Below are 14,422 nucleotides of genomic sequence, written 5' to 3'. Positions count from 1 at the left end.
GCGTAAATAATTAAAAAGGAGGGACTACTATGGAGAATCAAAAAATTTTATCTGCCTTTAGTTATCTCAGTATTTTTTTTGCACCATTTATCGTTCCGTTAATCGTTTATTTTGTGTCTAAAGATAGTGATGTCAAGAGACACTCCATCAAAGCACTTATTTCTCATTTAATACCATTTGTCTTTGGTATCATTTTCTTTATCGTCTTTGTATTTTCTACTATGTCATTAAACACGTTTGATCCTTCGTCTAATGGGAATACATTTATTATCATATGGTTTGTATCTTTTGGTATTTATTTACTCGTTTCATTAGGCATTGTCATTTGGAATATTGTTCAAGCTGTACGCGTTATTCGTTAAAATTTTGTACTAAGGAGCTGTCGTATTCATGAAAGTATCGAAGGTAGTTAAAACTGCTATAAAATTAGCGCCCATCGTTATTCCTATTGTCAAAAAAGTGGTCGCAGCAAAAAAAGGAACAACACCAAACGTAACGACACACAAAAAATAATAGCCAATAGGCTCCTATAACGTAAAAACCCACTTGGCTTTCCTGCGGCGCAGCATTCTGTATGCCGCAGGAGACTTCGTGGGTTTTTACTTTGTTATGCATAAATTGTTTGAGTGACTGGCACTTTTGTTTGTCTAACCCTACTGGCAGTGCTATGAAAATTCAGAATTGTTTGAGTGACTGGCACTTATTTTACTTCAAAATGGGTTGTACTATGTCCGCTCAACGTTTTTTCAACGTGTAATACTGCCGGCATAGCAGCCTTTAACTCGGCCACATGTGAAATAACACCAATCATTCTTCCAGAGTCTTGTAAATCAATTAGCGTATCAATTGCTTTATTTAACGCTTCCTCATCCAATGAACCGAAGCCCTCGTCAATAAACATTGTTTCGATACGAATATTGCCTTGGAAGCTTTGAATTACATCGGCCATACCTAATGCAAGACTTAGTGATGCATTAAACTTCTCCCCACCTGATAATGTTTTGACATCTCTTAATTGATCTGTATACGCATCATAGACATCCAACCCAAGCCCACTTTGCTTCGCATGTTTCTCTAACCGATCTGAACGACGCAGTTCAAACTGTCCATTCGATAAATGGACTAAACGAATATTAGCTGCCGCAGTGATTTTATCTAAATAATTTATTTGAATATAACGCTCAAAGGAAAGTTTTTTCGGATTTTGACCATTCAACACTGTGTAAAGCTCTTTTACACGACCTGCTTCTTTTTCAAGGACACGGATTTCCTTTGCCGTTTCCTCTACTTTATCAATAAAGTCCGCACATGCCTTTGCATAGCTTTGCGTCTGTTGTAAGGTTTTAAATGCTTCCTCATATGTGGTACGGAGCATCTCAAGCTTTTCCTCTAATACTGCTAGATTTTGTTTCTCTTTTCCTTCAAGATGCTTTGCTCCATCTTCAATTTGTTGCTGTAAGGAATGCAGTTGTAATGTATAATCTCGACTTTCTTTACGTAAATCATCAATTTGACTAACGCTACGCTTTGCAGCAGCATAGTCTTCATAGGTTGCAAAACCAACATCTTTCATGCTTACTAAAAACTGTTCACGCTTGTCATTGAGTTTATTTAGCAATTCCTCATATGCTGTTTTTGCTAGTTCTTCTGCCATTGATGCTTTATTTGTTGCTTCCTTAGTCGCTTGTAAGTTTTGTTGTATTGCATTCCAAGCTGCCTGTAACGCCATTTTTCGAGATCCCACATCTGCAATCGTTTGTTTTAAAGCTCGTAATGACTGTACGTGTTCTGGTATTTGCTTTTGCTGTTCTTCTATAATCGCTTGCTGTTTTATTAACTCTTTCGATTGCTCTGCAAAATGTTGCTCTAATTGTAATTGTTTTTGTTGTAGCTGTTCATTTTTTTCTTGTTGCCCCTTTAGCTTAGCTCGCGCGACAGACAGTTGGTCATTCACTATTTTTAATACAGTAACTTGTTGTTCAATAGCGTGTAAAGAGGTTGTTAGTTCTAATCGATCAGCTACTGAAATATGATAAGCATCTACTTGTTCAATTGCCTCTTGAAGCAGTTTTTTAGTCGATTTTAACGTCGCCTCTTGTTCCAAATATTTACGCTCAATTGCATTGGTCATCGCTCGTAAAGATTCTAGCTCCGCTTCATCTACTACTTCTGACGGTTCTCTATGTGTTAGTTGATGTGTTGTGCTACCGCAAACAGGGCATGGATCTCCATCCTTTAACTTAGCTGCTAATATGCTTGCCTGACCGGAAATCCATTGCTGCTCTTTTGTTTGCAGTGCTTGCTTACTTTCTTTGTATTGTTGATGTGCATTATTAACAGCTTGCTCAGCTACTTCAATCGCTCGCTCATATTTTTCGATTTGAGCTAATAGTGTTACTTGCTCTTTCAGTAAGGGAAGCCGTTCTAAATAGCCTGCATATGGTTCCATCTGTTTTTCATATTGCTCAATCGTTGCTGTTAATTGTCGAACTTGCATTTGTTCTTTTTCTAAAATATCAAGATTATCAGCTACTGCACGCTTGGAACTTTCAACAAGCTGTTCTGTTATTTCTAATTGTTGCTGATTACTTTCAAATGCCTCAAATTTCGGTACCAATGCTAATAGCTCTATTTCGCGTTGCAATATTTGCTGACGCTCAGGCTCTTTTGCTTCTTCTTCTGTATACAAATGTTGCGATTTCTTCAGCTGTTCTACTGCATTTTGATGATTCATTGTAGCTTGCTGATAAAGTTGTTCTTTACGATTTTGCTCTGTCCGTAAATCTACACATTGTTGTTCAAGCATAATGAGACGTTCTGCTTGCTCAGCTAACTGTATTTCCTGTTCCATAGCTGTATACTTTTCTCGTTGTTGCATCAACAATTGCAAACGCGCTTGCCGTTGTGCCTGTTGATTGAATTGTTCATTGAGCGCCTTTGCCATACTGTAATATTCTTGTTCTTTTTGATGATTTGCATAAGCTTCTTCATAGCGCATTTGTTCCGCTCGGATACTAGCACTATAAAAGAATTGCTCCTCCTCAAGGGCATTTTTTAGCTGATGCATATTGTCGGTATTATTGCTTATACAAGTAAACAGTGTTGATGATCTGTGCGGTAAAACGCCTGCAATTTGCCCAAGTAAATGCTCTTTTAATTGCTGGGCTCGTTCTAAATCCATTTCTGCTTCTTTTCTTTTAAGATCTAGCTTTTTTGTCATTGCACTGAAACGATCCGTTTTAAAAATCTTACGTAAAATCACTTCTTTATTGGTAGAATCTGAAGTTAAAAGTTTGCGAAACTCGCCTTGTGGCAACATTACAATTTGACTAAATTGATCTTTTGTCAGCCCAATAATTTCTAGTAACTTTTTATCTACTTCATTTGTTTGCTGCTTTTCTACAATACTAAAGTCAAATTTACCATCCTTCATTTCTGCTAATTCAACTTTTTTTCCTGTAACACTTTTGTTTTTTGCTTTAACATGGCCCGGCTGACGTACAATTTGATAAACTTTACCTCTCATTTCAAAAATCAATTCTACTGAAGTATAAACATCATCTGCAGCAAAACCGCTTCGAAGCATCGCTGTATCCTGACGATCTTCGCCACTTCCTGATCCATAAAGTGCATAACAAATGGCATCAAAAATTGTCGTTTTACCAGCACCTGTTTTTCCTGATATAGCAAATAATCGATAATCACCAAGCTGTTGGAAATCAATAATCTCTGTATGTTTGTAAGGACCGAAAGCAGTAATAGTTAACTTGAGTGGTTTCATCGAACTGCCTCCCGTTCCTCTTCTAATAATTCCTGTAGCATATTTATAAATAAACGCTCAGTTTCTGAGTCAGGCTGTTCACCCAAAATATCAGCATAAAATCCTCGGAATAAATCAATGTCCTCTACTTTTTCCATTTCAATTGCTTGTATTTCATGGTCTTCTTGCATTCGTGACGCTTTTCGTTCAATATGCATCGCATGTGGAAATACTGTTCGAATTCGCTCCATCGGTGAAGCAACAGGTGTGGTGTCTGTTAAACGTACGAAAACATAATCATCACTTGGCGGTAGTTTTAATAAATCGTCCATCGAGCCCTCTACCACTCGTAGATCACGTCTTGGCACAAGTTTTTGTTTAGTGACTTCTACGTTTCCACTTGCATCTAGTTCTACAATTAGAAAGCCTTTTTCATGTAAATGTTCAGACAACGAATATTTTAAAGGAGAACCCGCATATCGAATCGATTCATTCAATACAAAATGGGCTTTATGGAGATGACCCAGTGCCGTATAGTTGAAATGTTTAAATAGCGTTGCATCCACACAATCAGACCCACCGATAGATAGTGGACGCTCTGAGTCACTCGTGTTCTCTTCCTCATAGCCATATTTCGTCACAAAGGCATGTCCAATAAAAACATTACGCTTTGTTGTATCCATCGTTTGTTTGATATGTGCGATAATTTTTTGCATTGCATCTTGATGTGATTGAATCGTATCATCTTCTAACATAGTACGGACTGAAGCTGGCTCTGCAAACGGTACAAGATGAAAATGAACCTCACCAAATTCGTCAGTTAGAACAATAGGTGCATGTTCTTTTGTGAACTGACCTACTATATGTAATCCACTATCACGCATTACACGACTACCAAAATTCAATCGACCTGCACTATCATGATTTCCTGCGACCGCTAACACAGGAATTTTCTTTTCCAGTACAATTTCTGCTAAAACATCATTCAATAAATTAACAGCCTCTACAGGTGGCATTGAGCGATCATATAAATCTCCTGCTACAATAATTGCATCTGGTTTTTCTTTATCAATGGCTTGCATAAATTGTTGTAAAATATAGTGTTGATCCTCAGTCATATACATCCCTTGTACAAGCTTGCCTAAATGCCAATCGGCTGTATGGAATAATTTCATTGTATTTGCGCCTCCTGTCTTTTTCTTTTATTTTATCATGCATTTAACTATATTCTTACTTTAAGAGAACTTCTTTTATTTGGAAGAATCCTCAATTGTTTCGGTGCCTGTCTGTTTCGGTGCCTTGTTTCGGTGCCTGACACCCATAAAATTCAGAATTGTTTCGGTGCCTGTCACTCGTTACAGTTACTCGTTACAGCACTTGGCACGGGTACCTAACAATATTTCAGCCTTCTATTCCGTAAAAATCCACTTCGCTTTCCGCGGGCACAGTGTAAGCCGCAACCCTCGCTGTCGCACGGATTGTTGCGTCTTACAACGTGTGCTGTTCCCGCTGGAGTCTTCGTGGATTTTTACTTGGATATTAGAAACGCCCTACTAAAAAAAAATTCAGAATTGTTTTGGTGCCTGTCACCCGTTACAGTTACTCGTTACAGCACTTGGCACGGGTATCTAACAATATTTCAGCCTTCTATTTCGTAAAAATCCACTTCGCTTTCCGCGGGCACAGTGTAAGCCGCAACCCTCGCTGTCGCGCGGACTGTTGCTTCTTACAACATGTGCTGTTCCCGCTGGAGTCTTCGTGGATTTTTACTTGGATATTAGAAACGCCCTACTAAAAAAAAATTCAGAATTGTTTCGGTGCCTGACACTCGTTACAGCACTTGGCACGGGTATCTAACAATATTTCAGCCTTCTATTCCGTAAAAATCCACTTCGCTTTCCGCGGGCACAGTGTAAGCCGCAACCCTCGCTGTCGCGCGAATTGTTGCGTCTTACAACGTGTGCTGTTCCCGCTGGAGTCTTCGTGGATTTTTACTTGGATATTAGAAACACCCTACTAAAAAAAAATTCAGAATTGTTTTTGTGCCTGACACCCGTTACAGTTACTCGTTACAGCACTTGGCACGGGTACCTAACAATATTTCAGCCTTCTATTCCGTAAAAATCCAATTCGCTTTCCGCGGGCACAGTGTAAGCCGCAACCCTTGCTGTCGCGCGGACTGTTGCGTCTTACAACATGTGCTGTTCCCGCTGGAGTCTTCGTGGATTTTTACTTGGATATTAGAAACGCCCTACTAACAAAATTCAGAATTGTTTTGGTGCCTGTCACCCATAAAACACCCATAAAATTCAAAATTGTTTCGGTGCCTGGCACTTTATGTAATAAAAAAGCATGCTAAGTTACTTGAATTGCTCCTAATTAGGAGGCAGTTCATTTACTTAGCATACTTTTTTACTTTACAGCTTTTTGTATCTTTCATTCCCTAAATTCGTTGTAGTTTTAAGCGCTGATTGGCTCTGGCTTTTTCTATGAAAGTAGCATAGCCAATAAAGCCCTGAATGTTCCTGACAGTTGAAACTTTCTCCTGTTTCGCTTCTACGGAATTTCCCTTTGACTCTGCCTGTTTCTCTAATATCTCCTGAAATGTCATTGGATTAGGCTGTGGTAATTCTGTTGTAGAGATTGCAAACATATCACTACCACTATAAGAGTTTAAAAAGGCATTCGCCATTTGACGATAACCTTCAAAATTAGGATGGACATCGACAATATTTGGCAAGAACTGAGTAGCTTGCAATCCAAAAGCATCGTAGACATTAATGTAAGTCATCCCTGCCCGCTCAGCTTGTTGCTTTAAAATCGTATTTAACTTCATGAGCTGTGCATTCGTTCCCTCTTTTTGTGTTGCATGCACATTTGGATAGGCAAAATAATAACCCATGACGTACACTTTCGCATTGGGTGCACGTAATTTTAACTCTGCTAACATATCCTCCATATTTTTTCGGGCTATATTTAAAGCATAGTCTACCTGAAGCTGCGAAAACGCTAATGTACCAGCCGTTGGGTTGACCTGCACAAGACGTAGTAAATCATTGGCACCTGCTGAAATTGTAATAAGTGTTGCGTTTGCTAATACCTCACTTGCCTCTTCTGATTTTACTCGCTCTAAAACGTCCGTTGTTGTGAAGCCTGGGAAAGCGAGTTCTTTTGTATAGTGACTCAGTTGTCCCATCTTTCCTAAACGCATCGCGATAAAATCACTATAGCCTGCATCAATTTCCCGATACGGTGTTTGACCAGCTGCCAATGAATCGCCAAGTGAAACATAATTTTCAGCGCGTGCAAAAGCAGATGAAACACCAAGTGTCAACGAAAGCACCGTTATACTTACTAGGCTCAATAGTCGTTTCATCTGCTCACCTCACATTTATTTACGTTAGTCTATTAAAAAGCCCAGCTACCCTTACGGAAAATCGGCTCCACAGTACCATCTGGTAAAATACCGTCAATATCCATATCACCGCTACCAATCATAAAGTCCTCATGTGTAACTGAAATATTCGCCCCTAACGCTTCCAGTTGTCCATTTTCTAAATCTCTTCCACCTTCTAAACAAGTTGGATAAGCTTCGCCGATAGCTAAATGGTTTGATGCATTCTCATCGAATAATGTATTGAAATACAGTATCTCTGAAGCTGAGATTGGGGACTCATGTGGAACAAGTGCTACCTCTCCTAAATAACAAGAACCCTCGTCGACTGCAATTAACTCTTGTAAAAGGTCTTGCCCTACTTGTGCTTTCGCTTCAATAATTTTTCCTTCTTCAAATGTAAGCTTAAAGCCGTCAATAATATTGCCTTGGTAAACTAATGGCTTAGTATTGCTAACATAGCCATTTACGCCTTGCTTCATTGGCAACGTATAAACTTCCTCCGTCGGCATATTAGCGATGAAAATAGTATCATCAGGAGTTTTACTGCCACCTGTAAGCCATTTATGCTGAGGTGCTAACGCGATCGTTAAGTCAGTACCTGGTGCAGTATAATGAAGCTTTGCATACTTTTTATTGTTCAGTAATGTAGCGCGAGATTCTAAATTGGCAACATGTGTACGCCAGTTTTCAACAGCGTTCCCCTCACCAATATGCACCGTTTTAAAGATGGCTTCCCAAAGAGCTGGTACTTGTTTTTCAACTTCTAAATTCGGGAATACTTTTCCTGCCCACTTTTGTGAAGGTACTGCTACGATGGACCATGCAATTAAATCCTTCATGACTGCATTACGATAGTTTTTCAATGCTGCGCCTGATACCTTTTGATGTGTTGCTAAACGGTCTGCTGGAATACCAGTTAATTTATCTGGATCTGCAGCATCTATCCATAATAATGCCCCTTTGCGTTCGATTAGCTCATCACGCATTTTAACAACCCAATCTGGAAAACGATTAAATTCCTCATCAGACGCATGCTCGAAATAAGCACGATCCATTTCATCATCTGAAAAATTAACATGAACACGACCAGCTCCAGCTTTGTATGCCTCCTTCACCACTAGACGAGCAAAGTCTAAAGCTTCCACCGATGTATTCACTAATAAGTATTGCCCTTGTTGAATATTGACACCAACCTTAACCGCTAGTTCTGCATATGCCTGTAATTTTTCTTCAAATGTCATATTAGTTCCCTCGCTTTTGTCCAATTGTTTTTGAATTACCTTCTACGAGCTTGCCATCATGCCATACCTTCTGCACTGGTTTGCCTGGAATTTCACGTGTCCACTTTTTATACGTTTTTTCATCATGGTATGATAACAATGTTAGTACTTCACCATCTGCACCTGCACGACCAGTACGGCCAGAACGATGCAAATACTGTTCAATTGTACGTGGAACATCGACATGAATAACATGTGTTAAACCGGCAATATCTAAACCACGCGCTGCAATATCTGTGGCAATTAAAACACGTGCATCTCCTTTACGGAATGCATCTAAAGCTTTTTTACGTTCTTCCTTTTTCATGTCAGAATGTAATGTCACAATTGGTGCTGAACGATATTGTAGCTTGGTTTCTTTCATTAGCAATTGATCAATATTATTGACGAAAGCAAGGGCACGTAAACCTTCTGTATGTGATAGTCTACGTAGGAAGTCTGTTTTATCACGTTCTTCTACTTTCAAGAACGAATGCACAACTTTACCAAACTTCACCATATCCTCAGGTTTAATTTTAAAGCGTAATGGCTCAAACATCATACGGCTTGCGACTAATTCAATTTCCTCAGTAATTGTGGCAGAAACAACAACTACTTGGCGACCAAACGCTGACCCTTCGATAAAGGATTTCACCACAACGCGATACTCGCGGCTTAGTAGCTGATCACACTCGTCTAAAATAACTGTTTCAATTTCTTTTAGCTTTAATTTACCTGAACGCACTAATTCATTTAAGCGACCTGGTGTACCAACTACGATTGTTGGCTTTTTCTTTAGCTTTTCAATTTGTCGTGCAGAGTTTGCACCACCAATAAGTTGTTGTACGGTAACATCAGTACCCGCTATCCATTCACGAATTACTTCGACGATTTGCATTGCTAATTCCTGAGATGGCGCAACAATCAGACCTTGTGTTTGCTTTTTCGATCCATTTACTTTATTAAGTAAAGGCAACACATAGGCCAATGTTTTCCCCGAGCCTGTTGGTGATTCTGCTACAATATCTTTGCCTTCAAGCATTGCTGGAATCATTTCTTCTTGAATTTTCATTGGTTCTTCAAAGTTCCATTTTGCTTGTAATTCTTCTTTTAATAAATTTATTACTGACATGTTAATTCCCACCTTATTATCCTGCTTGACATTAGTTTAACACACTAGCTGTGCACAAGCATTTTCCTTCTATATATTGTGCAATACTCATTAATTTTTTAGACGTGTATTGAAAAAGCTCACCTTTTACAATAGGTGAGCCAAATGTTACTCCACTAATTCATAGCCGCATGCTAAAATAGCACATTCAGCTAAAACGATTAATGAATCTATATATTTGTCACTTAATTTTAAGTCTCGATTGACGATTGATAACTCTGTACAGCCTAGTACGATACGATCACAATTCAAGGCTAGCATTGCTTCTTCGATAGGCTGCCAATCTTCTTGTGTGACATCCTTACCAGCCTTCACATAATCGTAAATAATCGCCATCACTTTTTCTTTCATTTGATCATCTGGTATTACTGGTATAATACCAAACTCCTCTAATGCATCTTGATACATGCGTGACGTTAACGTACCTGTTGTCGCTAAAATACCAACACGTTTTGCCCCTAGATCATTAGCACGCTTCGCCGTTTCACGAATCATGTGTAACACAGGAATTGGAGAGCCTTGTGCTATTTCATCATAAAACGTATGTGCCGTATTACACGGAATGGCAATCAAATTTGCTCCAACAGCGGCTAGTTTTTTTGCATCCTCTATTAATACTGGAACAGGGTTTTCTTTTGTTTTATCTAATATAAAAGCCGTTCGATCAGGAATATTTGTATCATTATCAATAATGGTATGTACATGGTCCTGATCTTTTGTTGCCTTTGTACGTCTTACAATCATTTCGCCGATAAACATTGTTGCCAGTGGACCGACGCCACCAATTATACCTAAAGTTTGTTTTTTCATGAGTTAGACAGACCTTTGTTGTTAAAATATTTCTTATACTTGCGATAGAAGCTTAAATTATCAAGCGTTACATTCAACCAACGCTTCGCATTCATATCTTTATAATTAAAAATAGAATCCGTTGCTAAGCCTTGTCGAATCAAACTTTTAGCTTCAATTACAAGTTGTTCATTTAATACGTATTTAAATAATACACCATTAGGCACAATCGTCCAAAGGTGCTTGTTTTGCACATATGTTAGCTGCTGTTTACTTCCCCGAATAAAATCATCCGCTACATACTGCATTAAATTATAGCCGCTTGCTGTCACATAATAATTCGATAGTTCATTATGTAATTCCATACTTAATAATTTGTACAGTCCATCACGTTCATCATATTTCATATCAAATGTAGCAAAGCCTTTAAATTGTAGCGCCTCCAGAAACGTTTTAACACAATCCATTAGTTCCTTGTCATAAGTCGTCATAATAGCGACATAGCGTCCAATACCGTCTGGTGAATGCTCCTCTAAAATCGGGTTCCCTACAGATAGTAGCTTGACTTTGTGATCTTGTCCAACATAAGCATTTACAACACGCATATGGGCATCTTCACCTGGAATATATTGTTGCACCATTAAATCATCACGGTAAGCAGATTCCTTATATATTGCGTGAAAAATAGCATCTTTTTCATCTTCATTATGTGCAGTATATACCTTTTTCTTACCTGGGAAAATACAACTTGCGTACTTTGTCATATTCATAGGCTTAATGATAACAGGATATTCAAATGGCATCGTTAATTGCTCGTAGTCATTTACAGTACACACATGCATTTCAGGATAATGGAAGCCATACTTTGCACAAAGCTGATACATACTTTCACGCTTTAATAATTGATTGGCAAGTGGTTCATCGACATATGGAATAACAAAAAAACTCGATAATTCATCTTTGTGCTGCACAATTTTCTTTACATAAAATTCATCACAAGCTAAAAGTAATAATTTCTTTTCTGAAAATTCCTCTGCGATAGCTTTTAAAGCAACAACAAAGCGCTCTTCAATATGCAATCTTGGTACTTCACGAAAAGTTAATAAATCGCTTTGTTGAATTTTTTCCATATTCGTATGATTTAATGCAAGTGGTTTAACGCCATAGGACTCGTAAAATGCTCGCGCCATACCGTAAGCATTCATTTCATCGCCCAATAAAACTGGTAAAAAAGCGTGCTCAATGGCCATTCTACTCAACTCACTTTAGCTTTTTTTATTAGTGTAACATATTTTACTGCTGTCAAAACTGCGCTCCAATAGCTTCTCTTGCGAAATTTATTATTTATGAACCGCTACCGCTTGCATATTTAGCTCCTGATAGCTCTTGAAAAATTCGTCTACATTATATGAAACATTCCCCTGTAATGGGTCCATGACGACAACTTGCTGATCTGAATGACCAGTTAATACTACGGCATGTAAGTTTAAGTATGCAGCGTGCTTCACCGTTTCACCTTCATAAATCCAGCCTTTATTTGCAGTTGTTTTAGGTGTCGATAAATCAAGTGTAACCCAAACGACAACCGGAACTCCCTCTTCTACAAGGTCTAACATTTCACTTTGAGAGGCACCGCTCATATCGGTTACACGAAGGTTGGCCTGCTTATCTGCAATAGCGGCTTCCGCAGCTTTGACAATAGGCGCTGCAAAGACGTACATACCATTTGCCTTATCCCGTGGATTTCCTGCATACGCAAGCGCTGGGTTCGGCCCGTAGCGTTGACCGCCAGATGTATATATATTTTGTTTAGGCAAATAGTTATCCGCCATTTCAAGCTTTGTAACATCCATGCCGTAATAATTTAAAACAGCTGTTAGTGCCGTAATTTCACAACCTTGAGGAAGCTCTGGTTTCTGCATGATTACTGGAACAGCAAGCTCTTGCTCTGCTCTTGAGGAATGCGTTGGCAGTCGATAATACGGCTTTGTCACATCATACGTAAATTTTTCAATTGTCGTATAGCCATTATCATCCTTGCTACTTAACGTTGTTGCGGTAATCGTATATTCTCTGCCCTCTACAAGGTTTGAAAAAGTAGCTTCACCCTCTTCAGAGCCCACTGCTTCTTCAATTTTCCTACCGGTCTCCGTATCTGTCATTGTTATATAGAGACTTGGAATTGGTGCACCACTATTAAATTCTACCGTCAAAACAGTTAATTGATTCTTTGGTCGACTCTGCTGTGTTAATTGATTACAACCAGAAAGTAGCATGATAATCATAATACTTACTATTAAAAGGCGTTTATAATCACTCCACAAGACAAATTCCGCTCCTATCTCATTCGAAGAAATATATAATCTTCTATTCTATTTTTACAATTTGTCGTAGCTTTATTATACGCTAATTTAATAGGTGTTCATATTTTATCCTGCTACTTTTCAATGTATTGACAAAATCTTATACTTTTAAGATGTTGCTATTTTAGGTCGAAGCGTATGTTTTAACACCTTTCCTGATGCATTACGTGGTAACTGTGCTAAAAATTCTATTTCATAAGGCACTTTATATTTTGCAAGCTGTGAACGACAATAGGCTAAAATAGACTCTTCATCTAACAGCTTCCCTTCTTTTAATACGACAAACGCTTTTGGTACTTCACCGTACACCTCATGTGGTAAGCCAACAACTGCTGCCTCTAAAATTTCTGGCAATTGGTATAATACTTCCTCAATCTCAATTGGATAAATATTTTCCCCACCGCGAATAATCATGTCCTTTTTACGATCGACTATATATAAGTAGCCTTCTTCATCAAACCGCCCTAAATCTCCTGAATAAAGCCAACCATCTTGAATAGCTCGGGCTGTCTCTTCATCATTGCGCAAATAACCTTTCATTACCTGGGGTCCTCTAACGCAAATTTCACCAACTTCTCCTGCTGGCACTGCTTCTCCATAGCTATCTACAACACGTACTTCTGTCTGTGCCAACGGTTTTCCGACTGAGCCAATCTTTGACAATGCATCTGCATCTAAAAGAGAGGTAGCAGCAGGTGAATTTTCTGTTTGACCATATAAGTTTTGAACTTTTACATTCGGCAAAGCTTCTTTAACTTGCTTCACAAGTTCATATGGCATTGGTGCTGCACCATAACATAATAAACGTAAATTCATAAAGGAATGATCCTTAAATTCAGGTGTATTTAATATCATCGTATACATGGAGGGTACACCAAAGAAAATAGTGGCCTGTGTTTTCACAAGCTGTTCTAACGTGTTCTTTGGTGAAAAACTTTCCTCTATAATTACCGTACCACCTTTATAGAACATTGGCATCGCAAATACATGGAGTCCTGCACAATGAAACAATGGTGTACAAATAAACATGCTGTCCTCATTCGTCATATTCATAGATGCTGACCAAATATCTGCTGTCGAAGCAATATTTTGATGCGTCAGCATTACCCCTTTTGGCTTCCCTGTAGTACCAGACGTATACATTACGACAGCCGTATCATTAGCTTGTAATTGTATACTCTTTCTTTGCCCTTTATAGTTTTCGATAACCTCTTTCATTTCTTTTAAGCCGATTACATGTTGAAATTTATACGGAATATCAGCTAGTACTTCTTCTATTCTCTCGTCATATATGAGTCCTTTTGCTTCTGAATGATTAACGATAAAGTCAACCTCTCGTGCTGCAAGTTTTGTATTGATAGGCATCACAACATAACCGGCTAGTTGGATACCGATGTAAGCAATTAAAAACATATCGGAATTTAGTGTATATAGCGCAATGACATCATTTTTCTCATAGCCCTGTTCTTGTAAATATGCTGCAAACTTTTCTGCATACTTATAAAACTCGCTATAAGTTACCTTTTCACCTTCATAAATCGTTGCAATCGCATCAGGTTGCTGTGTAGCGCATTTTTGTAAAATATCCGTCATAATTATCGTCATCATATACCCCCTCATTTTTAGTTGTTACTTACTCCTCAGCGAATTAGCGTTTTGAGCTAGTCAATAGCTACTCCACAT

The 14,422-nt window shown here is 38.5% G+C and carries 11 protein-coding genes; 2 read left to right on the top strand and 9 right to left on the bottom strand.

The features are described 5' to 3' along the window. Window positions 1-29: 29 nt before the first annotated feature. Both ACIP9C_RS20070 and ACIP9C_RS20065 read left to right on the top strand, forming a co-directional pair. Window positions 30-362: a magnetosome magnetite crystal formation protein family gene (locus tag ACIP9C_RS20070; protein ID WP_401013662.1), complete on the top strand. Its 333-nt coding sequence runs from the start codon at window positions 30-32 to the stop codon at window positions 360-362. 28 nt (window positions 363-390) lie between these two features. After that, on the top strand, window positions 391-513 hold the full coding sequence (locus ACIP9C_RS20065; RefSeq protein WP_255639590.1) for a hypothetical protein: 123 nt from the start codon (window positions 391-393) through the stop codon (window positions 511-513). Between the two features lie 187 nt (window positions 514-700). Here ACIP9C_RS20065 and ACIP9C_RS20060 read toward each other — a convergent pair whose 3' ends face one another. The 9 genes from ACIP9C_RS20060 to ACIP9C_RS20020 form a co-directional block, all read right to left on the bottom strand. Next, window positions 701-3,781: an AAA family ATPase gene (locus ACIP9C_RS20060; protein WP_401013659.1), complete on the bottom strand. Its 3,081-nt coding sequence runs from the start codon at window positions 3,779-3,781 to the stop codon at window positions 701-703. Further along, window positions 3,778-4,935 carry an exonuclease SbcCD subunit D gene (locus ACIP9C_RS20055; RefSeq protein WP_401013656.1) on the bottom strand — a complete coding sequence of 386 codons (1,158 nt, stop codon included), beginning with the start codon at window positions 4,933-4,935 and terminating at the stop codon, window positions 3,778-3,780. Before ACIP9C_RS20055 ends, ACIP9C_RS20060 begins: the two co-directional genes overlap by 4 nt. 1,268 nt (window positions 4,936-6,203) lie before the next feature. Further along, a complete protein-coding gene (locus tag ACIP9C_RS20050) occupies window positions 6,204-7,136 on the bottom strand; it encodes an SGNH/GDSL hydrolase family protein (protein WP_401013653.1) in 933 nt (310 codons plus the stop codon). A 32-nt stretch (window positions 7,137-7,168) separates the two neighbouring features. Then, window positions 7,169-8,398 carry an aminopeptidase gene (locus tag ACIP9C_RS20045; RefSeq protein ID WP_401013650.1) on the bottom strand — a complete coding sequence of 410 codons (1,230 nt, stop codon included), beginning with the start codon at window positions 8,396-8,398 and terminating at the stop codon, window positions 7,169-7,171. A 1-nt stretch (window position 8,399) separates the two neighbouring features. After that, the gene (locus tag ACIP9C_RS20040) at window positions 8,400-9,548 is read right to left on the bottom strand and encodes a DEAD/DEAH box helicase (protein ID WP_401013647.1); all 1,149 of its coding nucleotides are present in this window, start codon (window positions 9,546-9,548) and stop codon (window positions 8,400-8,402) included. A gap of 147 nt (window positions 9,549-9,695) precedes the next feature. Beyond that, entirely contained in the window at window positions 9,696-10,397 is a 702-nt protein-coding gene (gene cuyB, locus ACIP9C_RS20035) for a cysteate racemase (protein WP_401013644.1), read from the bottom strand. Then, on the bottom strand, window positions 10,394-11,626 hold the full coding sequence (locus ACIP9C_RS20030; RefSeq protein ID WP_401013641.1) for a carboxylate--amine ligase: 1,233 nt from the start codon (window positions 11,624-11,626) through the stop codon (window positions 10,394-10,396). The genes cuyB and ACIP9C_RS20030 overlap by 4 nt, the downstream gene beginning before the upstream one ends. 90 nt (window positions 11,627-11,716) lie before the next feature. Beyond that, a complete protein-coding gene (locus ACIP9C_RS20025) occupies window positions 11,717-12,700 on the bottom strand; it encodes a C39 family peptidase (RefSeq protein ID WP_401013638.1) in 984 nt (327 codons plus the stop codon). A 147-nt stretch (window positions 12,701-12,847) separates the two neighbouring features. Then, on the bottom strand, window positions 12,848-14,344 hold the full coding sequence (locus tag ACIP9C_RS20020) for a class I adenylate-forming enzyme family protein (protein WP_401013635.1): 1,497 nt from the start codon (window positions 14,342-14,344) through the stop codon (window positions 12,848-12,850). Between the last annotated feature and the right edge of the window lie 78 nt (window positions 14,345-14,422).

The sequence above is a fragment of the Lysinibacillus sp. NPDC093210 genome (genome assembly GCF_044753985.1).
In the GTDB taxonomy this organism is placed as follows: Bacteria; Bacillota; Bacilli; order Bacillales_A; family Planococcaceae; genus Lysinibacillus.
Note: the sequence above shows the minus strand (reverse complement) of the source record. Positions and strands in the feature narration are given on the sequence as shown.

Excerpts from the sequence above, each read along its gene's own strand:
- ACIP9C_RS20060 (WP_401013659.1), bottom strand. The coding sequence starts at position 3,781 with ATGAAACCACTCAAGTTAACTATTACTGCTTTCGGTCCTTACAAACAT.
- ACIP9C_RS20020 (WP_401013635.1), bottom strand. The coding sequence starts at position 14,344 with ATGACGATAATTATGACGGATATTTTACAAAAATGCGCTACACAGCAA.
- ACIP9C_RS20065 (WP_255639590.1), top strand. The coding sequence starts at position 391 with ATGAAAGTATCGAAGGTAGTTAAAACTGCTATAAAATTAGCGCCCATC.
- ACIP9C_RS20055 (WP_401013656.1), bottom strand. The coding sequence starts at position 4,935 with ATGAAATTATTCCATACAGCCGATTGGCATTTAGGCAAGCTTGTACAA.
- ACIP9C_RS20040 (WP_401013647.1), bottom strand. The coding sequence starts at position 9,548 with ATGTCAGTAATAAATTTATTAAAAGAAGAATTACAAGCAAAATGGAAC.
- cuyB (WP_401013644.1), bottom strand. The coding sequence starts at position 10,397 with ATGAAAAAACAAACTTTAGGTATAATTGGTGGCGTCGGTCCACTGGCA.
- ACIP9C_RS20050 (WP_401013653.1), bottom strand. The coding sequence starts at position 7,136 with ATGAAACGACTATTGAGCCTAGTAAGTATAACGGTGCTTTCGTTGACA.
- ACIP9C_RS20045 (WP_401013650.1), bottom strand. The coding sequence starts at position 8,398 with ATGACATTTGAAGAAAAATTACAGGCATATGCAGAACTAGCGGTTAAG.
- ACIP9C_RS20030 (WP_401013641.1), bottom strand. The coding sequence starts at position 11,626 with ATGGCCATTGAGCACGCTTTTTTACCAGTTTTATTGGGCGATGAAATG.
- ACIP9C_RS20070 (WP_401013662.1), top strand. The coding sequence starts at position 30 with ATGGAGAATCAAAAAATTTTATCTGCCTTTAGTTATCTCAGTATTTTT.